Source organism: Pseudomonas khorasanensis (assembly GCF_014268505.2).
In the GTDB taxonomy this organism is placed as follows: Bacteria; Pseudomonadota; Gammaproteobacteria; order Pseudomonadales; family Pseudomonadaceae; genus Aquipseudomonas; species Aquipseudomonas khorasanensis.
The window spans coordinates 71143-97726 of sequence record NZ_JABWQP020000002.1; the positions used below are offsets into that span (position 1 = coordinate 71143).

The following is a 26584-nucleotide window of genomic DNA, read 5'->3' on the forward strand; positions in this document are numbered from 1 at the left end:
AGGCGCACAGGCCGGCGATGATAACGCAGCCGGCGCCTTGAACGCTTAAGCGTGGCTTAAGTGGACGATTTCTGCAGCTTGAGCGCCAGCAGACGCCATTGTGCAGAAGACGCCTGCTCTTGCACCGTGCAGTCGAAACGGTAGGTGACATCGTCGCCGTTCATGTTGCGCGCGGTGAGGCTGTTGCTGAAGGTGTAGACCTGGTCCTTGAAGCGTTGGGTCGTGATCGCCTTGCTGTCGGCAAAACGCGCCGACGCCGGGAAGCGCAACGCACTGGTGACCATCGGGCTGCACATCACATAAGCGAGCATCGACTTGTCGCTGTCCGCGTCATGGCCAAGTTTCTTGCTCAACGCCGCGAGCGCAGCACGGCCCTGAGCATCACTCTGGTCCAGCACGGTCTGTTCCGAAATCGCCTTCGGCGCACGGCTGGCGTAGTTCGGCAGCAACGCGGAATCGGGCGGCGAGGGCTGATTGTCAGGCTCGATGGGCGCGAAGGCCGGTGCGGCTGAAAGTTGAGATGAAGCCGTCGATTCGCTTTCAGGCAGCAAAGAGGTCGGTTCAACGCTCTGCGCCATGGCGCTCTCGGGTTGTGCTTCGTCGGCTTCGAACGTAGAGGGAAACAGTGAGAAGGTGATCGACAACATCACCAGCGCCACGATAACCCCACCCGCCGCACCTACAATGTTGCCGTAGAAAATATTCCAGCTGCCACGGTTCTTCACCACCCAGCGCCACATGAAACCCCAGGCAGCGAAGAACGCCAGCAAACGCAAAAACTCCATTTGATTCTTTCCTTAAAACTCTTTAATGCGAAGACAGCGCTCGTGCCGCAGGTCGTCATTGATAAGGACGGGAAGATAACAAAAGCGACGGTATAAGCCATCGTCTTCGCCGCGGTGAGGCATTAAAAACTCCACTTTCGTGTTAGCCACGGCGCACTTGGCTCCTGATCAATTGGGACAGCAAACCATCAGCTAAAGAACATCTTTCAGATAGCCCTTGAGCGCGAGGAGCGGCTGACCCAGTTGCTCCAGCGATTGCGCCTGACCGAACTCCGCCGACAACTTGTGCAACTCCCGCCCCAGCGGTTTCTCTACACCGCCCAACGCATCCAGTGCCAGGTTCAGACATTCATTCAACTTGAACTGAATCGTCGCGACATCGCCGCGCTTCACCAACAACTCGAAAACGTCTTTCTGGTAATCGCCCATGACCAGGTCGTCGCGCAGGATCGGGCTCAGGCCCTCCTCCTCGTAGGCGAGTTTGAGGGAGAAGAGGGCGACGGTTTCCAGTGAAGTTTCCATGGGGAGTCTTGTCTTTTGAAGTAGGGGACTTGGAACCAGTGCGGACACATGCAAGCGGTATAGGGAAGGCAGCTCTATGGTGCGGCGTGATTATACGGGCGGCAGTCGTATTCGGGCAGCTTGCGTGACCGTGAGGCCTACACTCAAAGTCGCTGGCGCAGCATTGACCTCCATTTTGATACCGCGCTTTAATTTCCAGGGCCTCAACATCGGAGTGACGATCATGGAATACGACGAAAAATTGATTGACGACGCCGTCCTTGCCCTCTTGGCAGCTTATAGCTCCGACGACGGCAATGCCTGGAAAGGGTATGACTTCGAAATCATGAACCGTCTGCACGAGCGGGGATTGATCAGCAATCCGGTGAACAGGAACAAATCAATCTGGCTGACGGGGGAAGGGTTGGAGCGGGGGCGGCAGATAGCAGGGCGGATGTTTGGTGTTACGGGGGAGGCAGGGCGCGCATCTGATACTGAAAGCTGATTCTCAATTCCAGTCATGAGATGCGAAACAAGATAATGATGGAACACCGCAAATGGACATCAGCGCAGGGCTTATCCATCGTCCAAAGGAAGAAAAAAGATGGGAGAGGCCTCAAAACACTATTGGATATGTGCTCCGAAGGCCTGTTCAAAAAGGGTTATGACAGCCTTTCAGAGATAGAAAAAAATAAGGTTAACTACACCATTTTGGAATCAGCTGGCCGGGATAACACCAAATTCACGACCGGCACAAAGCGAATGTTGATTATGGGCAAACTCGGCGTTCTCGTGACGGCCGCCCTTGCGAGCTATCAGATACTGGAAGCGGAAAACAAACCCAAGGAAGCGGCGCGTCAAGGCATGATTGTAGTGGGGGAGCGGTAGGCGGTATCTTGGCGGGGATGGGCGTCAGCTCGATTTGCGGACCAGCAATGCCCATTTGCGCTATCGCGGTTGTCTTGGTAGGGACTGTCGCGGGCGGCTTCGCGGGCGAAGCGGTTGCGAGCTCACTGGACGAAGAGTTAGAGGAGTTTTCTCATTGGGAAATCTTCTAGCTGAACCAGAACTGAGTCGGGTCAGAGCTGCGCTCTCTGAGCCATTCAATGACTTTCCTGTCGAATACGACTTTGTGGCAAACAAAGTCAGAGGTATCGACCCTGACATACTCTACGAAATCCTCTACTCAGAGGTCGCACCGGTGTGTTTCACCAATCTCGTTGCCCCGGTGCCGCCGGTCTGGACGGGGTTCGATCCCGACATACTTAGAGAATCGATAGAGGAAAGGTTGGCAGCAAGAAAACGTAATTGGTTACGCAGGCAGTTTGATAAAGCTTTGGTGCGCTGGTTGAAATACAACTACGGCTATATTTGGAAAGAGATTGCTTCCAGGCTTTGATATTGTGAGCGTGCCCGCGTAATCAGACGTCTCTTCCCAGTAAAAAGGCCATGCCCTCGCTGGCCCTTTTTTTTCAATGTTGGTGCCCGAGGGGGACTAGAAAGATCTATATGCTATGCGGGTTGTAGCCGTTTTAAGAGCTTAGGGGTACACGGAGGGATACAAGAACATCCCTGCTGGCGTCGACTGAGTTCGCACCATGTGTTCCGTTGAGCACAGTCTACCAACACTCTGGAGAAAAAAATTACTTTGCTTGAGGGCCTTTAGACGCGGGCAGTAAACCTAGAGGGGGTGAATCGTTGAGGTAACGGGCCGTCACGCTATTGCTCGTTTCCACTAGCATGAAGGGAACCTACCTACATACAGGTCATAACCCATGCTCATCAAACAATCGACATACGACGCCACTCTGTTAGCGCTATTGGTCATGCACGAGAAAGGCGAAACCCCGACACGCCCTTTCATCAATGAGCATGCGGAGGTATTTGAGATCCTCTGGCAAAGAGGCTTGGGGTGCTTCCAAATCTTCAGGATGGAGGCAGGCAACATCAGACCACGTAGGGTGTATTCGGGTGTGTTAACCCCACGTGGGATAGAGGCAGCTAAGGCACTAAGGTCGTAACAGAAATGCTCATGCTGAATTGAGATGATTTTCCATCCCAGCAACTCAAAAGACGCCGGGGCCCCTGAGACTTTATCGCTTACACGGGGTCGGAAACCCGCAGGACTGCGTTAGTGGAAGGTTTTCAAAGTTACTGAAATTTCAGCCATTGAAATCGAAAGAATTTTGCTGAAAAGAGGCCATCGTTACCGCATCGGTAACGATGGCCTTTTGTGTTGATGATTATGGACACCTTGGGCCGTCAACCGAGTCAACCTGTCAACCAATGTGAAAAAATCAGCCACTACCAAGATCGCGCGGGTTTTATGCCCCGTGTCTTTCAGATTTGCTCAGGGTCCCCGGCGACTTTCCGAGACGCTGTGCATTTGCACTGGTGAACGGTGTGTTCACCCGGTTCACCTGTTCACTAAGCTGGGCACCTGTCCGCTAACAAAGTCCGGCGGGTTTCCGACCCCGTGTCTCAAAGAGAACCTCAGGGGCCCCAGGCATACAGAGGGAGATACACCTGAAGTTCGCTGGTGGGATTGATGCTTACGGGGTGCGGGGGAATATATCCGTCCGAAATTGGTGTAACTCGTGTAACTGGTGTAACTGGTGTAACGATCATTGGTAAGTGACTGTATTTATTGGGTATTCTTAACGTTACACCGACCTCACACGCCAATCTTGAGGCGTGTAACTCGGCCATCTGGTGTAACGCTTCTGATGCATGAAAAGGAACGAACTAGGTTATGCCTATGATGCAGGAGGGCAGAGTGCCTCCCGGCCGGCGGTCGCAACAGGCCGCTGTCGGCCATAAGCGGACATCGGCTAGCGACCGCTGTCGGCCAGAATCAGTCAGTCGTGGCCGTATACCTTCAATCCTAAACGAACAGCAACGTCACCATATTTGCGTCGATATCACCATCAGTCTGCCAAGATCAGCGGTGCCAGTTGTAGTATCCAAAATTGTATTCTTTGATCATTTCGAATGTCCTTGCCGCTCGCCTAGGGATAGGATCGAATTTCTTCTCGATTTCGATTAAGTACTGCTTGGTAACTTCCATAAAATGCTTGGCGCAGTCAGGGTGGGCCAAATTAGCGAAGATCCCACCACGACTGAACTTATTGTCCAGGTACATGGCGACCCCGTGCAGTTTAGATTGCCAACTGAAAGGGTATTCATTTTTCATATCATCTGACATCTTCGTTTTAGGCTGGATCAGCGCGGTGCCGTGCGCTAGTACATTGCGCAAGACGAACAGCTTATCAATTCCATCACGGACCTCTGCGGTCACCCCATTGTCCATTTTCTCGCCGAAATAAGACAAAGCACTAGTCATCAAGCCTTGCCAAGATCCACTGGTTTCAAGGTCGACCAAGAACTTGGCCAGCAGACGGGTCGGTGCATCATGCTCGATTCGCCCTTGTTGACTTCCGCGTTCGATCGCTGCATCGAGATCCGACTTCACTCTCTCGGAGAGGATAGTCCGCATGGTCCCTTCGACGATGGAAGCATTGAGGATTAATAGCGCAAATGAGTTTTTATATTTGAAGTAAGCGTGGGGCTCATCGGTGCCTTCCTCGTTGGGCGAGATTCGCAGCGTCTTCTGATGGTTCATAGCGAGAGCTTCGTAGGCAAGGAGGAGCGAAATAGAGGTTTCCCATCCGATATATGTAGACATGTAACATCCTTATGTGAGGAGCCGCGAGCCTAGTGAACAGCTATAACGAAGTGGGAAGAATCGTCAGGCGACGATGTGCGGTTGCAATCCATCTTTCAGCGTCCGTTTTCAAAAGGCATTCATGCACCAGGATCGACCCCATCTTCGCAGCATCGCATTTCCTATAGAAGGTGGAACGTTACGCCGAAATATCACCAGCGAACGGAAGGTGGGCTAGGAGCTGGGTCGTAATCGTTGAAGCGAGCCAGAGCGCCCATTCACTGAATGTATGTACAGTCCTCTAACACTCTTGGAATCCTTTATTGCACGCAGCCTAGGACGAAATTTTGTCTTGTGGCATATTGACAGTATCGAGACGGTCCCTTCCGACAAAATTTGCTGAGGTATTTTAAGGATGATTGAGCCTAGGCCTAAAAAAGTAGCTGTAGTTTTCGTTCACGGTTTCACTGGAGGCTCCAGCACATGGACGAACAAGGACGGAAAAAAATTCCATGAGCTACTTGGGCTCGATCAAAGCCTAGGTGAGGGATTCGATTTCTTCGAATTCGAATATTTTACTCAGTTAGTTGATGTTTTCAAATCTGCACCTATACGCAGGGTATTGAAGCTACTTAATCGCACGGGGCTCGTAAATTTTGATACTCGTATAAAGCAGAATAAGCCGATTAAGTATCTGAGCCATTTGCTGAATGGATACTTGCGCACAGAACTTTATGATTACGAAGAAGTTGTGCTAATCGCGCACAGCATGGGTGGGCTAATTGCAAAAGATCATATCTTAAATTACGTGAGTGGAGAGGGGCCGCGCCCCATAGGCTATGTGTCAATGGCTGTCCCCCATAAAGGTTCTCTAGCGTCCGTACTTCTTTCGCCTCTAGCAAACGTGAATGCAAAAGAATTGCAGCCGCTTTCTGAATACGGTGATGAGCTAAATACCGACTGGCATGAAAGAAAAGATGAATTGCCTCGGTGCATGTATCTAGTTGCTTCAAACGACGAATGTGTCAAAGAGACAAGCTCTATCCCGTACAAAGTTAAAACAGCTGATAAATTTACTCTTGACTACGATCATGCCTCCATATGTAAGCCGGATGGTACAAGTGATCTAGTCTATAAACGAGTGAAGATTTTCTTAGATGATATCTTGTACAACAATAAAATGGCGGAGGTTTCGTCGTTTGAATATGTATCTGATGAAAATGATTTCAATAAAGAAGTATTTGTTATAAAGCTGATATTGTCTGAAGTTGGAGAGATGGGAGTCGCTGACGCGAAAACTTCATTCTTTCATGCGGAAATTATTTCTAAAGCTGCCAGAAGAGAGGATAAAATCCAACTTGCAGACCTTCAGACTAAGGTTATAAGTCTTTATCGTCAAACATATAATGCCAACAAACATAAAGATGCCGATGATATTTTTTCAGCTGTACATAAAGAGTTGAGGGATCAAGACTCAGCGCTCCTTATGTGCGCAATGCGCTATATTAACTTCATTCATAAAGGCGGCCTTTTGCATCAGGTTGCTAATCGTCTTGATGGGACTGTAATTTGGGACAAGCGTGTAACACCTGACGATATCAGGGGTAGGATGTGATGAAGAGCGTTGAGTTTATAGCTGACTACCGAGATGATTTATATGTTTCACTTTATCGTCGTTGGCTGATAGTCGATCAACTAGGCTTTAATAGAGCAAGAACGAAAGTGCTATCTGTACAAAAAGCGGCTTTTTTTGACTTTTTGCTGAAGAACCCAAAAGATATGCATGATTTTCTTGTAAGTTTTAAAAAGCTTAATGGCAATAGCCCGTACGCAGACATTCTCTATAGTAATGATGCAGAGCATGGAGCATCTTTAGAGGTTAAGGATTTTCTTCATAGTATGCTCGTCTTAGAGACGCAAGGTTACGTCGAAGTCAGTTCGGACGGTTTGGAGTATTTAGTGTCACCTGGAGTAAATCGTCTAGTAATCGATACTGAGTTAACCGCAAGGTGGATGCTAGATATCTCATTGCTTAAGCCACTGGTTAGCCGGTCGTTGAGTGTACTTCAGAAAAGTAGCTTGAGGTGATTTAAATGGAAGTTAGCCCTTATTTGCTCGTTAGGAAAGTGGTTGTAAAAGGAGTCACATCGAATTATGAAGCGGAATTCAAGGAAGGGCTGAATATAATATGGGGGGATATGGATTGCGGAAAATCAAGTATTCTCAGTCTTATCGATTATTGCCTCGGTGGTAGTAATGAGACTTTGCTTTACGAAGAGATGCTGGCCAAAGGCAGGTCTGCGCAACTGGAAGTTGATTTGAATGGAAATATCTGTACGTTTGAGCGTTCAATTTCAGATAACGAGGGTGCCATACGGGTTTTCATGTGCGAAATCGGGAGCGAGCACGAAAACTTCCCAATGCTGATGTCTGGTTATCCGCAAAAAATGATGCCTGATGGTTGGGTTTCTGATTTTATCTTGGACGCGCTTGGTATCGCAAAAGTTAGCATTCGAGAATCTAAAGTTCGTGATGACTCCAGTTCGGATCGTCTCAGCTTTAGAGATTTAATGAAGTTACTATATCTTAAGCAAACCAAAGTAGGGGCGGACAGCCTCTTGAATTTTGGCAGTCCAGCTCTATTTAATAAAAATGTCGAGATTCAAAAATTTGTTTTTAATATTCATGACGATCGAATTGCAGAGTTGTACAAAGAGCTGACCAACGAATCTGCTGATTTAAAAGGCTTGAAGAGCACTCAACAGGCTGTCTCAAAGTTTCTCAGTGATATTGAAATTTCAGTGACAGATTTCAATGCTGAAGATGATCTGCTGGCTGGTAAAGAGGAAGAGCTCGAAGAGCTGTCTGAGAGTTCTGTTGCGCTAAAAAAAGACTATAAGTTTGCAACCGATCTTGCTCTCTCGATGGCGACTCAGATAGCCACATTAAAAAATCAAGTCGAAAGTAATAGTAGGACTATTGAAGAGAATTTAAAAAAATATCGTTCGTTTTCGAGCTTGAAATCGACATATATCAATGATCTTGAGTGCCTTCGGATTTCGAAGGTGACGAGAGCGAATGTCAGCTTAGAGTTGATAACAGAGCATACATTGTCATGCCCGCTGTGTAGTCAGGAGGTATCTCTGGCTGCTGAGTATCTTGACGATGACGTCATTGATGCTGAAATTAAATCAATCAGGAATAGGATTTCCGGCTTACAAGGTATGCTTGATAGCATATGGGAGCAGAATCAAGCATTAGAACAAGAAGAAGCAGGCATAAATGATGTTTTGAAGGACGTGTCTGTAAGATTTGATCGGCTGAACATAGAAAATATTTCGGCCTTACTCGCGTCCATAGAGGCAATCGAAAGGCAAAAGGTAGAAGTACGGGTTGTGATCGCACGGCTGAAGAGAGATTTTGCGATTAATAATAAGTACGTTGATATATCCCAGAAAATCGAAAATAAAGAGCTAGTGCTCTCACGTCTCAAGCAAAGTATCTCTCTGGCGGAAGGGAATTTGCTTGGGCTTGATGGTATTGTTAAGAAGTTGTCAGGAATTTTCAGGTTATACGTTCGGAAGAGTGGTATGCAAAACCTGAGGGATATTTACTTGGATAAAAGATTCATTCCTCATTTTAGAGGAATGTCGTATTACTCTACATCTTCCGGGGGGGTGAGAACGATAACGTCGATATTGAGCTTCGCGGCGCGGCTTAAATATCTACTTAAGTATCCCGGCAACCTTCCTACCTTTTTAATGATTGATACCCCAGGGCAGAATATAGGTCGAAATGTTCGCGATGATGAGGAGTCTGGACTTTCAGATCCTGTACTGTATGAGAATTTGTTTAGGCAATTTATTCGTCTAACAACTTACGCTGAACGACATAACAGAAAGTGCCAGATCATCGTGGTTGATAATGATCTTCCAAATTTTTTGGCTGATAGCGAAAGATATCATCTTGTAAAGCGATTCAGTAAGAGGGGTGGGAAATTTGATAAGGGATTAATTAATGATTATTGATTTATCCGAGCTTGTATTCCTGTTGGATTAACATTGTAGCCGTCGAATAAAGCCTCATCCAACTGCTAGTGGTGAGGCTCTAGGTGTAAACAAGAGTCGGCTTCCATTAGGTATTAGAAAAAGCAAAAAAATTCGGTACATTGTAAGGTCGACTATAGTGGGAATGTAACTGCACATTCCTCAGGTGCCTGGATTAAAGACGTTGAATCGCCCCCAGTTTTGTAGACGTTGAGTGACTGCTATTGGCCGTAAGCGGACGTCCCCAAACGCTTGTTTGTAGCCGGAGGCTGACAATCTTGGGCCGAGAAATCCATCCTGCTGACTATTGCTGAAACTCAGTCTAAGCGGGCCAGGCCTATTGATTTCTGATAAGGTCCGGGTTCATAGACGATAATGACAAGGAGTCAATTGTGGCGAAGCCCGCAGCACGTTTAACCGATCCGACCAGTTGCCCAATGCCAGGACATGGCGCCAAAGCCATCGCTTCAGGCTCTGCTGACGTTTTCTTCGATGGACTTGCTGCCGCTCGGAAGGGTGATACCTGCACATGCGGCAGCGCATTGGTTTCAGGTGTATCAGCGACCGTTTTTATCAATGGTAAAAACGCAGCTCTGGTTGATTCCGTTGGTACGCACGGTGACGTCGTAGTCGGCGGCTCCGGTACCGTAATCATCGGGGATTCGCATACGCCAGCTCCGTTCGTACCACCACTTCCTCTTGCGTTCCAGAAGACCTACGGCCAGGCCTTCAGCATCACCGACAGCGAAACGGGCACTCCGTTGGCTTTCCGTGACTTTGTGGCGACAGTCAACGGTTTAGAAACCACGGGCGTAACCGATGCCAATGGAATTGCTCATGTAAAGACACCGACTCCCGATGCGAAGATTTCACTGCACGTCATGTTCAGCGCTCCGGCTCGGACGCTCCATGAGCTGGCGGAGCGGACTTGATGACCAATCTATTCGCAACTCAAGCGACCGCCCAAGAAATCAAGCCCGGCGAGTTCATGTGTCCGATACCGATTACCGTGAATGATCGAGCGGCAACGCGTGAAGCGATCATCAAGAAGGTCCGTTCACTGAACGCCACGTTTGTAGAGCGATCCTCGTGGGGAGCGGTGAAGGGCAAGCCGGATATGGTGATGGATTGGGATTACACCATGATCGCGCTGCATCACGCCGGCCGTAGCCACAGCTGTACACCTGGCGCAGAGCAGATGCAGGAAATTCAGAAGGGGCACCTAAGCCAGAAATACGACGATATCGGCTACCACTTCGGTATTGATTGCACCGGGCAAGTTTATGAGGGGCGCGACATACGCCTTCAAGGTTCGAGTGTCCTGAAATTCAATACAGGCGTAATTGGTATTGTTTTATTGGAAAACCTGACGACAGCGGAGGAGGGCGGAGATTGGGTCGCGAAGGGCCGTGTTGCGCTCGATAGCCTCGGATACAGCACGACCAACGTGATACCTGCTGCCCAGATCACTGCGCTGATGCATCTGATCAATGCGCTGAAGAGTGTATTTGTAATCAAGCATTTTGGGGGGCATCGTGAATACCCAGGTCAAGCATCTGAAGGCAAGATCTGTCCCGGAAATATTGGCATGGAGTTGGTCAGGAATCTCAGAGCAAAAACTCAATTACTCCCACCTCCGGCGCCGCAAGAATGAAGAAACTGATTGCGCTGATGGTTTTGGTTCTGGTGACCGTGCTCTACGTTGGATATTACGAAGCGCTGGAGGATGGAGACATCGAAACCATCCTGTTCATCAAGAAGCATCCGACGTTTCAGATGAAGTTTTACAACATCCACGCCAATGATGGGGAGATTCGCCAAGTGGAACGACTCACGGAGCAAGAGCGTAAGTGGATCATCGATTACTGCAGGTATCGGCTCGGCATCGACACCGATCTGAAAACACAAAGCGACGTTGAGGTTTGCAGAAAGAAATAGCTGGTTGGAGTAAAGAAAAAGGCCTCGATAGAGGCCTTTTCCGAAACAGGCATGGGGAGGCAGAACTAAACAAGCAGAGTTTGAGTCGGCGCGCAGCAATCAAATCATCCAACGTTGAGCGCAAGCTACTGCGCTTCACACACACGAAAAACCACCGCCCACCTTTCCTCCAGACGAAAAAAAGGCCCTGCTTTCGCAAGACCTTTTTCTCTATGTTGGTGCCCCGAGGGAGACTCGAACTCCCACTCCTTTCGAAAACGGATTTTGAATCCGCCGCGTCTACCAATTCCGCCATCAGGGCTCAATGGCGGCGAAGTATAGAGAGGTGATTACCGTTGGTCAATCACGTTTCATGGTCAATTTTCGATATTTCCGCTAGACTTTCCGGCCCTGCTAGACGAACCCCATCATGCGCGTTGCTGACTTTACTTTCGAGCTCCCTGATTCGCTGATCGCCCGCCACCCTTTGGCCGAGCGTCGCGGTAGTCGCCTGTTGACCCTGGACGGGGTCAGCGGTGCCCTTGCACACCGTCAATTCACTGATTTGCTTGAGCATTTGCGCCCGGGCGATTTGATGGTGTTCAACAATACCCGGGTGATTCCGGCGCGGCTGTTCGGGCAGAAAGCGTCCGGCGGCAAGCTGGAAATCCTCGTCGAACGGGTGCTCGATACGCATCGCGTGCTGGCGCATGTGCGGTCCAGCAAGTCGCCGAAGCCGGGTTCGAAGATCCTAATCGACGGTGGCGGCGAAGCCGAGATGCTGGCGCGGCACGATGCGTTGTTCGAGCTGGGTTTTGCGGAAGAAGTGTTGCCGCTGCTCGACCGTGTCGGGCACATGCCGTTGCCTCCTTATATAGACCGCCCGGACGAAGGCTCGGATCGCGAGCGTTATCAGACCGTGTACGCCGAGCGCCTGGGCGCGGTGGCGGCGCCGACGGCGGGGCTGCATTTCGATGAGTCGCTGCTGGAGGCGATTGCCGCCAAGGGCGTCGAGACCGCGTTCGTTACGCTGCACGTCGGTGCGGGCACGTTCCAGCCGGTGCGCGTGGAAAAGATCGAAGATCACCACATGCACACCGAGTGGCTGGAGGTCGGTCAGGAAGTGGTCGATGCCGTCGCTGCTTGCCGCGAGCGCGGCGGTCGGGTGATTGCGGTGGGCACCACGAGTGTGCGCTCGCTGGAAAGCGCAGCGCGCGATGGCGTGCTCAAGCCGTTCAGTGGCGACACCGACATCTTCATCTACCCGGGCCGACCGTTTCATGTGGTTGATGCCCTGGTGACCAATTTTCATTTGCCGGAATCCACGCTGTTGATGCTGGTTTCCGCGTTTGCCGGTTATCCCGAAACCATGGCCGCCTACAAGGCCGCCGTCGAGAACGGTTACCGTTTTTTCAGCTACGGTGATGCGATGTTCATCACTCGCAATCCCGCTCCAACTGCCCCTGAACAAACAGGCCCAGAGGAAACAGAATGAGTCGCGAATGTCGAATGTCCTTTGAGCTCCTGGCCACCGATGGCAAGGCTCGTCGTGGTCGCCTGACCTTCCCCCGTGGCACCGTCGAGACCCCGGCGTTCATGCCGGTCGGCACCTACGGCACGGTCAAGGGCATGTTGCCGCGTGACATCGTCGCCACCGGTGCGGAGATCATTCTGGGCAACACTTTTCACCTGTGGCTGCGTCCCGGCACCCAGGTGATCAAGGAGCACGGCGACCTGCACGATTTCATGCAGTGGAAAGGCCCGATCCTCACCGACTCCGGTGGCTTCCAGGTGTTCAGCCTGGGCGCCATGCGCAAGATCAAGGAGGAGGGCGTGACCTTCGCCTCTCCGGTCGACGGCGCCAAGGTGTTCATGGGGCCGGAAGAGTCCATGCAGGTTCAACGTGACCTCGGCTCCGACATCGTGATGATCTTTGACGAATGCACACCGTACCCGGCTGACGAAGACGTCGCGCGTGTTTCGATGGAGCTGTCGTTGCGCTGGGCGCAGCGTTCGAAGAATGCCCACGGTGACAACACGGCGGCGCTGTTCGGCATCGTTCAGGGCGGCATGCACGAAAATCTGCGCATGCGCTCCCTTGAAGGTCTCGACAAGATCGGCTTCGATGGCCTCGCCATTGGCGGTTTGTCGGTCGGCGAGCCGAAGCACGAAATGATCAAGGTGCTGGATTACCTGCCGGGCCAGATGCCCGCTGACAAACCTCGTTACCTTATGGGCGTTGGCAAACCGGAAGATCTGGTTGAGGGTGTGCGCCGCGGGGTGGACATGTTCGATTGCGTGATGCCAACCCGTAATGCCCGCAATGGGCATCTGTTCATCGATACCGGTGTGCTGAAGATCCGTAACGCGTTCCATCGCCATGATGAATCGCCGCTGGATCCGACCTGCGATTGCTACACCTGCCAGAACTTCTCGCGCGCTTATCTGCATCACCTGGACAAGTGCGGCGAAATGCTCGGCAGCATGCTCAATACCATCCATAACTTGCGCCATTATCAGGTGCTGATGGCTGGTTTGCGCGAGGCTATTCAACAGGGTACATTGGCCGCCTTTGTCGATGCCTTCTACGCCAAACGCGGACTTCCCGTACCGCCTTTGGACTGAGTTTCCTGACCCCAAGATTCAACATTTGCAACTGGAGTGCTAAATGAGCTTTTTTATCTCTAATGCCATGGCTGACGCAGCTGCACCGGCTGCTGCAGGCCCAATGGGCGGCGGCTTCGAGTGGATTTTCCTGGTCGGCTTCCTGGTCATCTTCTACCTGATGATCTGGCGTCCACAGGCCAAGCGCGCCAAAGAGCAGAAGAACCTGCTGAGCAGCCTGCAGAAGGGCGACGAAGTTGTGACCACTGGCGGCATCGCCGGCAAGATCACCAAAGTTGCCGATGACTTCGTGGTGCTGGAAGTGTCCGACACCGTGGAAATGAAGTTCCAGAAAGGCGCCATCGCCGCCACGCTGCCAAAAGGCACGCTGAAAGCGATCTAAGAGCAACAACTTCTACTCAATCGACGGGGCGCGCAAGGCGCCCCGCGTTCATAACGGGCGGCGTGATGCTGAACAAATACCCTCTGTGGAAATACATTCTGATCCTGGCGGTGCTGGCGGTCGGTCTGATTTATTCCGCTCCCAATCTCTACCCTGATGACCCGGCCATTCAGGTCAGCGGCGCGAGCACGGCCCTGCAGGTCAATCAGGCCGACCTGGATCGCGTAAGCACTGCGCTCAAGGAATCCGGGATCAACGTCAAGGCTGCCACGCTGACGGCGGGCGGCAAGGGCGGTCTGATCCGTCTGAGCAAGGCTGAAGATCAGCTGCCGGCCAAGGACGTTGTGCGCAAGGCATTGGGTGATGACTACGTCGTCGCACTGAACCTGGCACAGACCACTCCGCAATGGCTGCGCAATCTGGGCGCGCACCCGATGAAGCTGGGTCTGGACTTGTCCGGTGGTGTGCACTTCCTGCTGGAAGTGGACATGGACAAAGCCCTCGACGCACGCCTGAAAGTCTACGAAGGTGACGTCAAGAGCCTGCTGCGTAAAGAGAAGCTGCGTTATCGCAGTCTGCCGCAACTGGGCGGTGCCATTCAGTTGGGCTTCAGTGATGAAGATTCCCGCGAACAGGCTCGTGCTCTGATCCGCAAGAACTTCAACGATTTCGACATTGTTCCGGCCGACCTCAATGGTCAACCGGTGCTGCGTCTGGCGATGACCCCGGCCAAGCTGGCGGAAATCCGTGAATACTCCATCAAGCAGAACCTGACCACGGTACGTAACCGTGTCAACGAGCTGGGTGTTGCCGAACCGATCGTCCAGCGTCAGGGCGCCAACCGCATCGTGGTTGAATTGCCGGGCGTGCAGGACACTGCCGAAGCCAAGCGTATTCTCGGCAAGACGGCCAACCTTGAGTTCCGTCTGGCCGCCGAGCCTGGCGCGTCCAAAGCCACTTCCGAGTCGTTCGAGTTCCGTGAAGGCAATCGTCCGCCAGCACAGATCGAGCGCGGTCTGATCATCACCGGTGACCAGGTCACCGACGCCAAGGCCGGTTTCGGCGAGCACGGCACGCCTGAAGTGAACATCCGTCTGGATGGCCACGGTGGCGAGTTGATGAGTCGCGCGACTCGCTCGAACGTCGGTCGCAGCATGGCGGTGATCTTCATCGAGCAGCGTCCGGTCACCACTTACACCAAGCAGATGGTTAACGGCGTCGAAAAAGACGTGCCGGTGCAGACCTTCAAGGAAGAGAAGAAGATCATCAGCCTGGCGACCATCCAGTCGCCGCTGGGTGCGCAGTTCCGTATCACTGGCCTGAACGGTCAGGGCGAATCCTCGGAACTGGCGCTGCTGCTGCGTGCCGGTGGTCTGGCGGCGCCGATGTACTTCGCTGAAGAGCGCACCATCGGCCCGAGCCTGGGTGCTGACAACATCACCAAAGGTATCGACGCGTCGCTGTGGGGCATGCTGTTCGTGTCGCTGTTCATCATCGCCATCTATCGCTTCTTCGGCGTCATCGCCACTGTCGCGCTGGCGGTGAACATGGTGCTGCTGCTGGCCTTGATGTCGCTGCTGGGTGCAACACTGACCCTGCCGGGTATCGCCGGTATCGTGCTGACCATGGGTATGGCGGTCGACGCCAACGTGCTGATCTTCTCGCGTATTCGTGAGGAAATAGCCGCTGGCATGACTGTGCAGCGTGCAATCAACGAAGGCTTCGGCCGGGCATTCACTGCGATCCTCGACGCCAACCTGACAACATTGCTGGTCGGCGGGATTCTCTTTGCGATGGGCACCGGCCCGGTCAAAGGCTTCGCAGTGACCATGTCCCTCGGGATCTTTACCTCGATGTTCACGGCCATCATGGTGACCCGCGCAATGGTCAACCTGATCTTCGGCGGACGTGACTTCAAGAAGTTGTGGATTTAAGGGGCTGCCATGTTACGTACAATCAACTTCATGGGCGTTCGCAACGTTGCGTTCGGCGTCACAGTGCTGCTCACGGTCATTGCCCTGTTCAGCGTTTTCACCAAGGGTCTGAACTGGGGCCTGGATTTCACCGGTGGTACGCTCATCGAGCTGACCTATGAGCGCCCGGCGGACGTCACCAAGGTGCGCGAGCAGCTGACGACTTCGGGTTATCATGAGGCGATCGTGCAGAATTTCGGTGCGACTACTGATTTGCTGGTACGCATGCCGGGTGAGGATCCGCAGTTGGGTCATCAAGTGGCGGAAGCGCTGCTGAAGGTCGGCGGCGACAACCCGGCGACGGTCAAGCGTGTCGAGTACGTCGGCCCGCAGGTCGGTGAAGAGCTGCGCGACCAGGGCGGCCTCGGCATGCTGTTGGCGCTTGGCGGTATCCTGATCTACCTGGCTTTCCGCTTTCAGTGGAAGTTCGCGGTCGGCGCCATTGTTTCGCTGATCCACGACGTGATCGTGACCATCGGTATCCTTTCGTACTTCCAGATCACGTTCGATCTGACGGTGCTGGCGGCGGTGCTGGCGATCATCGGTTACTCGCTGAACGACACCATTGTGGTATTCGACCGGGTTCGTGAGAACTTCCGTGTGCTGCGCAAGGCGACGCTGATCGAGAACATCAACATCTCGACCACCCAGACCCTGCTGCGCACCATGGCGACATCGATCTCCACCTTGCTGGCGATCGCGGCGCTGCTGTTCTTCGGTGGTGACAATCTGTTCGGCTTCTCCATCGCGCTGTTCATCGGTGTGCTGGCGGGTACCTACTCGTCGATCTACATCGCCAACGTGGTGTTGATCTGGCTGAACCTGACCACGGAGGATCTGATTCCTCCGGCCAACACCGAGACGGAAGTCGACGACCGTCCATAACGGCCATCGTTTTCCCGGCTGTCGGTCCATTAAAGGCGTGAGTTGAACTCGCGCCTTTTTTTGTGCTCCAAGGCTGGGAGAAGCGCGGGCGTGTCCCGCATGTGATGGTCAGGAGGTTCATGTGAACAAGTCGTTGCTGGTTGGTGCGGTATTGGGTGCTGTCGGTGTTACAGCCGGGGGTGCTGTTGCCACCTACAGCCTGGTTAAAAGCGGCCCTGAGTATGCGCAAGTATTAGCCGTTGAGCCGGTCAAGACACAGATCAAGACTCCACGTGAAGTGTGCAAGGATGTGACAGTCACCCGGCAGGCGCCGGTGAAGGATCAACACCAGATCGCCGGTACCGTTGTCGGTGCTCTGGCGGGCGGTTTGTTGGGTAATCAGATTGGCGGCGGCACCGGCAAGAAAATCGCCACGGTGGCGGGTGCGGTCGGTGGTGGATATGCCGGTAACAAGGTGCAGGAAGGCATGCAGGAGCGTGACACCTACACCACCACGCAAACCCGCTGCAACACGGTCAATGACATCAGCGACAAGGTCGTCGGTTATGACGTGCGTTACTCGCTCGATGGCAAGGAAGGCAAAGTGCGGATGGACCGCGATCCGGGCAACCAGATTCCGGTCGACAAGGAAGGCAAGCTGATCCTGTCGCAGAATGAGCCGGCTCAGTAAGGCTCAGGCAGTCTAAAAAAGAAGCACCCTGCGGGGTGCTTTTTTTGTACCTGCGATATCGCCAGGCACCCCATCCCTCGCCGACCCACCCGACATCCAATGTAGGAGCCGCCGAAGGCTGCGATCTTTTGATCTTTTTTTACAATCAAAATCAAAAGATCGCAGCCTTCGGCGGCTCCTACAGGGGCAATGTTGAATTTCAGGCATAAAAAAAGCACCCCGAAGGGCGCTTTTTCATTTCGCCTGAAGCTTAGCGCTTCAGCGAAGCTGGCAGGTGCGGCTGGATCGCCGTCAGTACTGCCTTGAAGCATTTGGTGTTGCCGGCAACGATGTGGCCTTTCTCGAGGAAGTCGTGACCGCCGGTAAAGTCGCTCACCAGGCCGCCAGCTTCCTGGATCAGCAGGGCGCCTGCAGCCATGTCCCACTCGGACAGGCCCGATTCCCAGAACGCATCGAAACGACCGGCCGCTACGTAAGCCAGGTCCAGGCTTGCCGAACCTGCGCGGCGGATGCCAGCGGTCTGGCCAACCAGGGCGCGGAACATGCCCAGATAGTTCTCGAGGTTGTCCATCTGGTCGTCACGGAACGGGAAGCCGGTGCCGAGTAGGGCGCCGTCAAGACTAGTACGGCCGCTGACGCGCAGACGACGGCCATTCAATTGTGCGCCGCGACCACGGCTGGCAGTGAATTCTTCCTGGCGAACCGGATCCAGAACGACAGCGTGCTCCAGGCGACCGCGGTATTTGCAGGCGATGCTGACAGCGAAGTGCGGGATGCCGCGCAGGAAGTTGGTGGTGCCGTCCAGTGGGTCGATGATCCACAGGTACTCTTCACCTTCGATGCCGGTGCCGGCGTGCAGACCGGTCTCTTCACCGCGAATCGAGTGGTTCGGGTAAGCCTTGCGCAGGGCGTCAATGATTTTCTGTTCGGCGGCGCGATCGACCTCGGATACATAATCCTTGGCGTCTTTTTCGTCGACCTTGATGGTATCCAGGCGCTCGATGGAGCGGAAGATCAGTTCACTGGCGCTGCGGGCGGCGCGCAGCGCGATATTCAGCATGGGCTGCATGGATGTGTCACCTAAGGTTGTTAAAGAAAGCCGCGCATTCTATCAGAACTTTTCTTCAGGTGAAGGTCGCTGTTCGCTTTCATAGCTTAACGGTAGGCTGTTCTGTAAGATTTGCTCCCCTTTCCTGTGTCCGAGAGCGCCTCCCTTGCTGCAGAACATTCGTGTCGTCCTGGTCAATACCAGCCACCCCGGCAACATCGGCGGGGCCGCGCGCGCCATGAAAAACATGGGTCTGTCGCGATTGGTGCTGGTCGAGCCTCGCCTGTTCCCGCACCACGAAGCCGATGCGCGCGCCTCCGGTGCCGGTGACATCCTTGAAAACGCCCAGGTCGTCGCCACTTTGGAAGACGCTTTGGTCGGCTGCAATCTGGTGCTTGGCACCAGTGCCCGTGACCGTCGCATTCCCTGGCCGCTGCTGGATCCGCGCGAATGCGGCACCAAAGTGGTCGAGGAAGCCGGGCAGGGCGCGCAAATCGCCCTGGTGTTCGGTCGTGAAGATTCCGGCCTGACCAATGATGAGCTGCAGCGATGTCACTTTCACGTTCATATCCCCTCCGATCCTGAGTTCAGTTCGCTGAACCTCGGGGCGGCGGTGCAGGTGTTGAGTTATGAAGTGCGCATGGCCTGGCTGGCGGCACAAGGTCAGCCGAGCAAGATCGAGAAAGAAGAAGTGGCCTCGGTGAAAAGTGCCGAGCTCGCGACCATGGATGAGCTGGAGCGATTCTATGAGCATCTGGAGCAGACGCTGGTCGCCATCGAATTCCTCGATCCGGAAAAGCCACGGCACTTGATGGCGCGCCTGCGCCGGTTGTATGGACGCAGCTCGGTCAGCCGGGCGGAAATGAATATTTTGCGGGGCATTCTCACGGAAACCCAGAAAGCGGCCCGTGGCGAGCTTCTAAAGCGGAAGGATTGAATGATGTTTGAGCGTTTGCGTGAAGATATCCAGAGCGTATTCCATCGAGACCCGGCGGCGCGTAACGCTTTTGAAGTCCTGACCTGCTACCCCGGCATGCATGCGATCTGGATTCATCGATTGGCCGGCATGCTCTGGCGCAACGAGCTCAAATGGCTGGCGCGGCTGGTGTCGAACTTCGGTCGCTGGTTGACCGGGATCGAGATTCACCCGGGCGCCAAGGTGGGGCGTCGCTTCTTCATCGACCACGGCATGGGCATCGTCATTGGCGAAACCGCCGAGATCGGCGACGACGTGACTATTTATCAGGGTGTAACCCTGGGCGGCACCAGCTGGAACAAAGGCAAACGCCACCCGACATTGGGTGATGGCGTTGTCGTTGGCGCGGGAGCGAAGGTGCTCGGGCCGTTCACGGTCGGCGCCGGTGCCAAGGTCGGCTCCAACGCGGTGGTGACCAAGGAGGTTCCTCCGGGCGCCACTGTCGTCGGGATTCCGGGGCGAATCATCGTCAAGACCGACGAAGAGCAAGACGCCAAACGCAAGGCCATGGCCGAGAAAATCGGTTTCGATGCCTATGGCGTCAGCGAAGACATGCCCGATCCGGTGGCGCGGGCGATCGGCCAGTTGCTTGATCATCTGCAAGCGGTTGACGGGCGCCTGGAAGGCATGTGCGGGGCGCTGAAGGATCTTGGCAGTAATTACTGTGCGAAAGATCTGCCCGAGTTGCGCGAAGAAGACTTCGCCAGCGTGAAGGGCAAAGACGAATCTAAAGCCAGCTAATCCGCAGCGCTGCTTTCGCGAGCAGGCTCGCTCCCACACACTGGAGCGTATTTCCGTTGTGGGAGCGAGCCTGCTCGCGAAGACCGATGGCGCGGTTCCGCTGGCTGTACGCCGCAGGCCTTTGCTATGATGCGCGCGCTCTTTTGCGGGAAAGCCCGACTAAAGCACTAGGTCTTATAGTTGACTTAAATGCTCGGGAATTGCATACTTCCGCCCATTCCGAACTCCGTGGTAACTGTCCATGAGACTGACTACAAAAGGCCGATACGCCGTGACCGCCATGCTTGACCTGGCGTTGCACGCGCAGCACGGGCCGGTGTCCCTGGCCGATATCTCCGAGCGCCAAGGCATCTCCCTGTCCTACCTCGAACAGCTTTTCGCCAAGCTGCGCCGCAGTAACCTGGTGTCCAGTGTTCGCGGCCCGGGTGGCGGCTACCAGTTGTCCCGCGAAATGCAGGGCATTCAGGTTGCTCAGGTGATCGATGCGGTGAACGAATCGGTCGATGCCACCAAATGCCAGGGCCAGGGCGATTGCCATTCCGGCGATACCTGCCTGACCCATCATCTGTGGTGCGATTTGAGCCTGCAGATTCACGAATTTCTAAGCGGTATCAGCTTGGCCGATCTTGTGACTCGCCGTGAGGTGCAAGAAGTAGCCCAGCGTCAGGACCAGCGCCGTTGCAGCAGCAAGGCGCCACGCCTGGACAAGATTGAAGCGTCCGCCGTCGAATGACAGCCGAAGAGCTACCCGCGGCACGCCAGCCCTGATTTAGGAGATAGTCCATGAAATTGCCGATTTACCTTGATTACTCTGCAACCACCCCGGTTGATCCGCGTGTTGCGCAGAAAATGAGTGAATGCCTGCTGGTCGACGGAAACTTCGGTAACCCGGCGTCCCGTTCCCACGTGTTCGGCTGGAAAGCTGAAGAGTCCGTCGAAAACGCCCGTCGTCAGGTGGCCGATCTGGTTAACGCCGACCCGCGCGAGATCGTCTGGACCTCCGGTGCGACTGAATCCGACAACCTGGCTATCAAGGGCGCGGCACATTTCTACGCCTCCAAGGGCAAGCACCTGATCACCACCAAGATTGAGCACAAGGCTGTCCTCGACACCATGCGCCAACTGGAACGTGAAGGTTTCGAAGTAACCTATCTCGAGCCTCAGACCGACGGTCTGGTCACCCCGGCAATGATTGAAGCGGCACTGCGCGAAGACACCATTCTGGTTTCCGCCATGCACGTGAACAATGAAATCGGCACCATCAACGACATCGCCGCGATCGGCGAGATGCTGCGCGCCAAAGGTGTGCTGTTCCACGTCGACGCCGCTCAGTCCACTGGCAAGGTCGAGATCGATCTGCAGAAGCTGAAAGTCGACATGATGTCGTTCTCTGCCCACAAGACCTACGGCCCCAAGGGTATCGGCGCGCTGTACGTGAGCCGCAAGCCGCGTGTTCGCATCGAAGCGACCATGCACGGCGGCGGTCACGAGCGCGGCATGCGCTCCGGCACCCTGGCGACCCACCAGATCGTTGGCATGGGTGAGGCTTTCCGCGTAGCCAAGGAAGACATGGCTGTCGAGAATGCCCGAATCAAAGCGCTGAGCGACCGCTTCTACAAGCAGGTCGAGCATCTGGAAGAGCTGTACGTCAACGGCAGCCTGACCGCCCGCGTTCCGCACAACCTGAACCTGAGCTTCAACTACGTTGAAGGCGAGTCGCTGATCATGGCGCTCAAGGATCTGGCGGTATCGTCCGGTTCGGCCTGCACTTCGGCGTCGCTGGAGCCTTCGTATGTGCTGCGCGCCCTGGGCCGCAACGACGAACTGGCGCACAGCTCGATCCGCTTTACCTTCGGCCGTTTCACCACCGAAGAAGAAATCGACTACGCCGCGCAGAAAGTCTGCGAGGCCGTTACCAAGCTGCGCGCTCTGTCGCCGCTGTGGGACATGTACAAAGACGGCGTCGATATCTCGAAAATCGAGTGGGCGGCACACTAACTATAGAAGCCGCCGGATGCAGATCCTGCAGCGGCGCGGCGGTTTACGCAGCGCAGTTGCAGGGCCTCAAGAGCGGCCCTGATGAGTGAGGATTGAGAATCATGGCTTACAGCGAAAAGGTCATCGACCACTACGAAAACCCGCGCAACGTCGGCAAGATGAACGCGGAAGACCCTGATGTCGGCACTGGCATGGTCGGCGCTCCGGCGTGCGGCGACGTGATGCGTCTGCAGATCAAGGTCAACGATCAGGGCGTTATCGAAGACGCCAAGTTCAAGACCTATGGTTGCGGTTCGGCGATCGCCTCCAGTTCCCTCGCCACCGAGTGGATGAAGGGCAAGACCCTGGACGAAGCCGAAACCATCAAGAACACTCAGCTGGCCGAAGAACTGGCCTTGCCACCAGTGAAAATCCACTGCTCGGTACTGGCTGAAGACGCTATCAAGGCGGCTGTTCGCGATTACAAGCAGAAGAAAGGCTTGATCTGAATCTCTGGATCTGGCGACGAGTAAGGAGTCAACGATGGCTATCAGCATGACAGAAGCGGCTGCTCGACACGTGCGGCGCTCCCTCGACGGGCGCGGCAAAGGTGAAGGGATTCGTCTGGGGGTTCGCACCACAGGCTGTTCCGGCCTTGCCTACGTGCTGGAGTTTGTCGACGAGGTGGTTGCAGAGGATCAGGTGTTCGAGAGTCACGGCGAAAAAGTGATCATCGACCCGAAAAGCCTGGCTTACCTGGACGGCACCGAGCTCGACTTCGTCAAGGAAGGGTTGAACGAAGGCTTCAAGTTCAACAACCCCAACGTGCGTGGTGAATGTGGCTGCGGCGAAAGCTTCAACATCTGAGGCTGGTCGTGGGTATTCCTTGTCATTTCGCTTTATTCGAGCTGCAACCGAGCTTCCGTCTGGATCTCGAGCAGTTGGCCACGCGCTATCGTGAGTTGGCGCGCGGCGTTCATCCTGACCGCTTTGCCGACGCTTCCGAGCGTGAGCAGCGCTCGGCGCTCGAGCAATCGGCGCGGCTCAACGACGCCTACCAGACGCTCAAGCATCCGGCCCAGCGCGCACGCTACCTGCTGAAAGTCAGCGGGCATGAAGTGCCGATGGAAGTCACTGTCCACGATCCCGAGTTTCTTCTGCAGCAGATGCAATGGCGCGAAGAGCTTGAAGATCTCCAGGACAGTGCCGACCTCGACGGTGTCGCGGTGTTCAAGCGTCGCCTGAAGGTGGCTCAGGAAGAACTCAACGAAAGCTTCGCAGCCTGTTGGGATGATGCAGCGCAACGCGAGCAGGCCGAACGCCTGATGCGGCGCATGCAGTTCCTCGACAAGCTCACCTACGAAGTGCGCCAGCTGGAAGAGCGCCTCGACGATTAACCCAGTGCTGCCCTGATTGCACGCCTGACAGACAGACAAGACCTGATCACCATGGCTCTACTGCAGATCGCCGAACCCGGCCAAAGTCCTCAACCGCACCAGCGTCGTCTGGCTGTCGGCATCGACCTGGGTACTACCAATTCGCTGGTCGCTGCGCTGCGCAGTGGTCTGTCCGAACCGCTGGCCGACGCTAATGGGCAGGTCATCCTGCCGTCCGCCGTGCGCTATCACGCCGACCGCGTCGAAGTGGGCGAGTCAGCCAAGCTGGCCGCTGCCTCCGATCCCCTGAATACCGTGCTGTCGGTCAAGCGCTTGATGGGTCGTGGTCTGTCCGACGTCAAGCAATTGGGCGACCAGTTGCCGTACCGCTTTGTCGGTGGCGAATCGCACATGCCGTTCATCGATACCGTGCAGGGCCCGAAAAGTCCGGTTGAAGTGTCCGCCGACATCCTCAAGGTTTTGCGCCAGCGCGCTGAAGCAACGTTGGGTGGCGAACTGGTTGGTGCGGTGATTACCGTTCCTGCCTACTTTGACGACGCTCAGCGTCAGGCCACCAAAGATGCGGCGAAGCTCGCCGGCCTGAACGTGCTGCGCCTGCTCAATGAGCCGACCGCGGCCGCTGTGGCATACGGTCTGGATCAGCACGCTGAAGGTCTGGTGGCCATTTATGACCTGGGCGGCGGTACGTTCGATATTTCCATTCTGCGTCTGACTGGCGGTGTTTTTGAAGTGTTGGCCACTGGCGGCGACAGTGCGTTGGGCGGCGATGACTTCGACCACGCGATTGCCGGCTGGATCATCGAGAGCGCAGGCCTTTCGGCCGATCTCGACCCGGGCGCTCAGCGCAATCTGCTGCAGACTGCCTGCGCGGCCAAAGAAGCCCTGACCGATGCGGCCAGCGTGGAAGTCGCCTACGGTGACTGGAAAGCGCAGCTGACCCGCCAAGCCTTCGATGCGCTGATCGAGCCGATGGTTGCGCGTAGTCTGAAAGCCTGCCGCCGCGCTGTTCGTGACTCCGGCATCGAGCTGGACGACGTGCATGCCGTGGTCATGGTTGGCGGTTCTACCCGTGTTCCGCGTGTTCGCGAAGCAGTCGCCGAAGCTTTCGGTCGTCAGCCACTGACTGAAATCGACCCGGATCAAGTGGTGGCGATCGGTGCCGCGATCCAGGCTGATACTCTGGCCGGCAACAAGCGAGATGGCGGCGAACTGCTGCTGCTCGACGTGATTCCGTTGTCCCTGGGGCTGGAAACCATGGGCGGCCTGATGGAGAAAGTGATTCCGCGCAACACCACCATTCCCGTCGCTCGCGCCCAGGATTTCACCACATATAAGGACGGCCAGTCGGCCATGGCGATCCACGTCTTGCAGGGTGAGCGCGAGCTGATCAGCGACTGCCGCTCCCTGGCTCGTTTCGAGTTGCGGGGCATTCCTGCGATGGTTGCCGGCGCGGCGAAGATTCGCGTGACGTTCCAGGTCGATGCCGACGGTCTGCTCAGCGTTTCTGCCCGCGAGCTGGGTTCGGGCGTTGAAGCGAGCATCCAGGTCAAGCCGTCCTACGGGCTGACCGATGGCGAAATCGCCAAGATGCTCAAGGATTCGTTCCAGCACGCCAATGACGACAAGGTCGCCCGCGTCCTGCGCGAGCAGCAAGTCGATGCCCAGCGCCTGCTCGAAGCGGTGCAGGGCGCTCTTGAGGCTGATGGCGAGCGTTTGCTCGACGCCGAAGAGCGCATGGTCATCGACCTGCAGATGCAGGAACTGGCCGAACTGATGAAAGGCACCGATGGTTACGCCATCGAGCAACAGACCAAGCGTCTGTCGCAAGTGACCGATGCTTTTGCTGCCCGCCGCATGGATCTGACGGTGAAAGCCGCTCTGTCGGGGCGCAACCTGAATGAAATCGAGGATATCTGATGCCGCAGGTCATATTTCTGCCCCACGAGAAGTTCTGCCCTGAGGGCATGGTCGTCGAGGCTGCGCCCGGCACATCGATTCTCGAGCTGGCCCACGAACACCACATCGAAATGGAAAGTGCCTGCGGCGGCGTCTGCGCCTGCACCACTTGTCACTGCATCATTCGTGAGGGTTTCGACTCGATGGAAGAGGCTGACGAGCTGGAAGAAGACTTCCTCGATCGCGCCTGGGGTCTTGAAGCTCAATCGCGTCTGGCCTGTCAGGCCATCGTCGGCGAAGAAGACATCACCGTCGAGATTCCGAAATATTCGCTTAACCATGCGGCCGAAGCGCCGCACTGACTGGTAAGACTGTCATGAGCTACGGTTGGAATGATGTTCAACGCATTGCCGAAGAGCTGGCCGAGGCCCACGAGGGGCTCGATCCGTATTCTGTCGGTTTTGTCCGTCTGCAACAGATGATCCTTGAACTGCCTGACTTCGATAGCACTTCCGGCCGCGTCGGCGAGAAGGTGCTGGAAGCGGTTCAGGAGCTCTGGGCCAAAGAATTGGACTGATCGTCTCGCAGGTTAGGCAATACCCAAGAACCCGCGTATAATTCGCGGGTTTAATTTTTCGCAAATTACCGTTTCTGGAGTTACACCATGGCTGTTCAACGTACTTTCTCCATCATCAAGCCTGACGCCGTTGCTAAAAACGTGATCGGCAAGATCACCACTCGCTTCGAAGACGCTGGCCTGCGCGTTGTAGCTTCGAAACTGAAGCAACTGTCCAAAGCCGAAGCCGAAGGCTTCTACGCTGAGCACAGCGAGCGCGGTTTCTTCGGTGACCTGGTTGCCTTCATGACTTCCGGCCCGGTTGTTGTTCAGGTTCTGGAAGGCGAAAACGCCATCGCTCGCAACCGTGAGCTGATGGGCGCCACCAACCCTAAAGAAGCTGCTGCCGGCACCATCCGTGCTGACTTCGCTGAATCGATCGACGCCAACGCCGTTCACGGTTCGGACTCCGAAGCTGCTGCCGCTCGCGAAATCGCTTACTTCTTCGCAGCTACTGAAGTAACCACTCGCTAAGCATTGCTTGA

At 54.9% G+C, this 26584-nt stretch carries 29 protein-coding genes, 1 tRNA gene and 1 pseudogene; 26 read left to right on the forward strand and 5 right to left on the reverse strand.

All coding sequences use genetic code 11. The features are described from left to right. Nucleotides 1-56 precede the first annotated feature (56 nt). Both HU727_RS06490 and HU727_RS06495 read right to left on the reverse strand, forming a co-directional pair. Nucleotides 57-785 carry a hypothetical protein gene (locus tag HU727_RS06490; protein ID WP_186530366.1) on the reverse strand — a complete coding sequence of 243 codons (729 nt, stop codon included), beginning with the start codon at nt 783-785 and terminating at the stop codon, nt 57-59. 192 nt (nt 786-977) lie between these two features. Then, nucleotides 978-1307 (reverse strand): hypothetical protein, encoded by a 330-nt coding sequence (locus HU727_RS06495; protein WP_186530364.1) that lies wholly within the window; start codon nt 1305-1307, stop codon nt 978-980. 223 nt (nt 1308-1530) lie between these two features. Here HU727_RS06495 and HU727_RS06500 point away from each other — a divergent pair, with 223 nt between their 5' ends. The 3 genes and pseudogenes from HU727_RS06500 to HU727_RS06510 all read left to right on the forward strand — a co-directional run bounded on the left by HU727_RS06500 (nt 1531) and on the right by HU727_RS06510 (nt 2685). Beyond that, nucleotides 1531-1791, forward strand: coding sequence for a DUF6429 family protein (locus HU727_RS06500; RefSeq protein WP_186530362.1), 261 nt, complete (start codon nt 1531-1533; stop codon nt 1789-1791). An 11-nt stretch (nt 1792-1802) separates the two neighbouring features. Then, nucleotides 1803-2344: pseudogene (locus tag HU727_RS26015) on the forward strand (hypothetical protein); the annotation flags it as partial. Then, entirely contained in the window at nt 2329-2685 is a 357-nt protein-coding gene (locus HU727_RS06510) for a DUF7079 family protein (protein ID WP_186530360.1), read from the forward strand. The pseudogene HU727_RS26015 and the gene HU727_RS06510, both read left to right, overlap by 16 nt. Nucleotides 2686-4227: 1542 nt before the next feature. On the opposite strand, the gene HU727_RS06515 is transcribed toward HU727_RS06510, so the two are convergent. Further along, nucleotides 4228-4971: a hypothetical protein gene (locus HU727_RS06515; RefSeq protein WP_186530358.1), complete on the reverse strand. Its 744-nt coding sequence runs from the start codon at nt 4969-4971 to the stop codon at nt 4228-4230. A gap of 394 nt (nt 4972-5365) precedes the next feature. Here HU727_RS06515 and HU727_RS06520 point away from each other — a divergent pair, with 394 nt between their 5' ends. The 6 genes from HU727_RS06520 to HU727_RS06545 all read left to right on the forward strand — a co-directional run bounded on the left by HU727_RS06520 (nt 5366) and on the right by HU727_RS06545 (nt 10934). Then, entirely contained in the window at nt 5366-6565 is a 1200-nt protein-coding gene (locus HU727_RS06520) for an ABC-three component system protein (protein ID WP_186530356.1), read from the forward strand. Then, the gene (locus tag HU727_RS06525) at nt 6565-7038 is read left to right on the forward strand and encodes a hypothetical protein (protein ID WP_186530354.1); all 474 of its coding nucleotides are present in this window, start codon (nt 6565-6567) and stop codon (nt 7036-7038) included. Before HU727_RS06520 ends, HU727_RS06525 begins: the two co-directional genes overlap by 1 nt. Before the next feature lie 5 nt (nt 7039-7043). After that, the gene (locus tag HU727_RS06530) at nt 7044-8978 is read left to right on the forward strand and encodes an AAA family ATPase (RefSeq protein ID WP_189673672.1); all 1935 of its coding nucleotides are present in this window, start codon (nt 7044-7046) and stop codon (nt 8976-8978) included. A gap of 410 nt (nt 8979-9388) precedes the next feature. Then, the gene (locus HU727_RS06535; protein ID WP_186530352.1) at nt 9389-9928 is read left to right on the forward strand and encodes a PAAR domain-containing protein; all 540 of its coding nucleotides are present in this window, start codon (nt 9389-9391) and stop codon (nt 9926-9928) included. Beyond that, entirely contained in the window at nt 9928-10650 is a 723-nt protein-coding gene (locus HU727_RS06540) for an N-acetylmuramoyl-L-alanine amidase (RefSeq protein ID WP_186530350.1), read from the forward strand. Before HU727_RS06535 ends, HU727_RS06540 begins: the two co-directional genes overlap by 1 nt. Continuing rightward, nucleotides 10647-10934, forward strand: coding sequence for a hypothetical protein (locus tag HU727_RS06545; protein WP_186530348.1), 288 nt, complete (start codon nt 10647-10649; stop codon nt 10932-10934). The genes HU727_RS06540 and HU727_RS06545 overlap by 4 nt, the downstream gene beginning before the upstream one ends. 216 nt (nt 10935-11150) lie before the next feature. On the opposite strand, the gene HU727_RS06550 is transcribed toward HU727_RS06545, so the two are convergent. Next, nucleotides 11151-11235 (reverse strand) — tRNA-Leu (locus HU727_RS06550). Between the two features lie 108 nt (nt 11236-11343). Between HU727_RS06550 and queA the strand changes: the two genes are divergently transcribed. The 6 genes from queA (at nt 11344) to HU727_RS06580 (ending at nt 17448) form a co-directional block, all read left to right on the forward strand. After that, entirely contained in the window at nt 11344-12408 is a 1065-nt protein-coding gene (gene queA, locus HU727_RS06555; RefSeq protein WP_186530346.1) for a tRNA preQ1(34) S-adenosylmethionine ribosyltransferase-isomerase QueA, read from the forward strand. 14 nt (nt 12409-12422) lie between these two features. Continuing rightward, entirely contained in the window at nt 12423-13538 is a 1116-nt protein-coding gene (tgt, locus tag HU727_RS06560) for a tRNA guanosine(34) transglycosylase Tgt (protein ID WP_160768392.1), read from the forward strand. A 43-nt stretch (nt 13539-13581) separates the two neighbouring features. Beyond that, entirely contained in the window at nt 13582-13920 is a 339-nt protein-coding gene (yajC, locus tag HU727_RS06565; RefSeq protein ID WP_007916913.1) for a preprotein translocase subunit YajC, read from the forward strand. A 65-nt stretch (nt 13921-13985) separates the two neighbouring features. Beyond that, the gene (secD, locus tag HU727_RS06570; RefSeq protein ID WP_186530344.1) at nt 13986-15854 is read left to right on the forward strand and encodes a protein translocase subunit SecD; all 1869 of its coding nucleotides are present in this window, start codon (nt 13986-13988) and stop codon (nt 15852-15854) included. Between the two features lie 9 nt (nt 15855-15863). Beyond that, nucleotides 15864-16778, forward strand: coding sequence for a protein translocase subunit SecF (gene secF / locus HU727_RS06575; protein ID WP_186530342.1), 915 nt, complete (start codon nt 15864-15866; stop codon nt 16776-16778). Nucleotides 16779-16899: 121 nt separating this feature from the next. Beyond that, nucleotides 16900-17448: a glycine zipper 2TM domain-containing protein gene (locus tag HU727_RS06580; RefSeq protein WP_007916907.1), complete on the forward strand. Its 549-nt coding sequence runs from the start codon at nt 16900-16902 to the stop codon at nt 17446-17448. A gap of 250 nt (nt 17449-17698) precedes the next feature. On the opposite strand, the gene suhB is transcribed toward HU727_RS06580, so the two are convergent. Next, nucleotides 17699-18517, reverse strand: coding sequence for a type III secretion system regulator SuhB (suhB, locus tag HU727_RS06585; RefSeq protein ID WP_034156254.1), 819 nt, complete (start codon nt 18515-18517; stop codon nt 17699-17701). A gap of 145 nt (nt 18518-18662) precedes the next feature. Here suhB and trmJ point away from each other — a divergent pair, with 145 nt between their 5' ends. From trmJ to ndk, 11 genes are all read left to right on the forward strand, one after another. Next, the gene (gene trmJ, locus HU727_RS06590; RefSeq protein ID WP_042560934.1) at nt 18663-19433 is read left to right on the forward strand and encodes a tRNA (cytosine(32)/uridine(32)-2'-O)-methyltransferase TrmJ; all 771 of its coding nucleotides are present in this window, start codon (nt 18663-18665) and stop codon (nt 19431-19433) included. Between the two features lie 3 nt (nt 19434-19436). Continuing rightward, entirely contained in the window at nt 19437-20213 is a 777-nt protein-coding gene (gene cysE, locus HU727_RS06595) for a serine O-acetyltransferase (protein WP_186530340.1), read from the forward strand. A gap of 241 nt (nt 20214-20454) precedes the next feature. Beyond that, nucleotides 20455-20946 carry a Fe-S cluster assembly transcriptional regulator IscR gene (gene iscR, locus HU727_RS06600; protein ID WP_186530338.1) on the forward strand — a complete coding sequence of 164 codons (492 nt, stop codon included), beginning with the start codon at nt 20455-20457 and terminating at the stop codon, nt 20944-20946. Between the two features lie 50 nt (nt 20947-20996). Continuing rightward, a complete protein-coding gene (locus HU727_RS06605) occupies nt 20997-22211 on the forward strand; it encodes an IscS subfamily cysteine desulfurase (protein ID WP_186530336.1) in 1215 nt (404 codons plus the stop codon). Nucleotides 22212-22312: 101 nt separating this feature from the next. Next, nucleotides 22313-22699, forward strand: a complete 387-nt coding sequence (iscU, locus tag HU727_RS06610) for a Fe-S cluster assembly scaffold IscU (RefSeq protein ID WP_003227907.1) — start codon at nt 22313-22315, stop codon at nt 22697-22699. 34 nt (nt 22700-22733) lie between these two features. Further along, nucleotides 22734-23057 (forward strand): iron-sulfur cluster assembly protein IscA, encoded by a 324-nt coding sequence (gene iscA / locus HU727_RS06615; RefSeq protein ID WP_003227904.1) that lies wholly within the window; start codon nt 22734-22736, stop codon nt 23055-23057. Between the two features lie 8 nt (nt 23058-23065). Continuing rightward, nucleotides 23066-23587 (forward strand): co-chaperone HscB, encoded by a 522-nt coding sequence (gene hscB, locus HU727_RS06620; protein WP_186530334.1) that lies wholly within the window; start codon nt 23066-23068, stop codon nt 23585-23587. Nucleotides 23588-23638: 51 nt separating this feature from the next. After that, nucleotides 23639-25504: a Fe-S protein assembly chaperone HscA gene (gene hscA / locus HU727_RS06625; RefSeq protein WP_186530332.1), complete on the forward strand. Its 1866-nt coding sequence runs from the start codon at nt 23639-23641 to the stop codon at nt 25502-25504. Next, complete coding sequence (gene fdx / locus HU727_RS06630) at nt 25504-25845, forward strand: ISC system 2Fe-2S type ferredoxin (RefSeq protein ID WP_007916885.1); 342 nt, start codon at nt 25504-25506, stop codon at nt 25843-25845. The genes hscA and fdx overlap by 1 nt, the downstream gene beginning before the upstream one ends. A gap of 14 nt (nt 25846-25859) precedes the next feature. After that, nucleotides 25860-26060: a Fe-S cluster assembly protein IscX gene (gene iscX / locus HU727_RS06635; RefSeq protein ID WP_186530330.1), complete on the forward strand. Its 201-nt coding sequence runs from the start codon at nt 25860-25862 to the stop codon at nt 26058-26060. An 87-nt stretch (nt 26061-26147) separates the two neighbouring features. Beyond that, a complete protein-coding gene (ndk, locus tag HU727_RS06640; RefSeq protein WP_024014216.1) occupies nt 26148-26573 on the forward strand; it encodes a nucleoside-diphosphate kinase in 426 nt (141 codons plus the stop codon). The last annotated feature ends 11 nt before the right edge of the window (nt 26574-26584 follow it).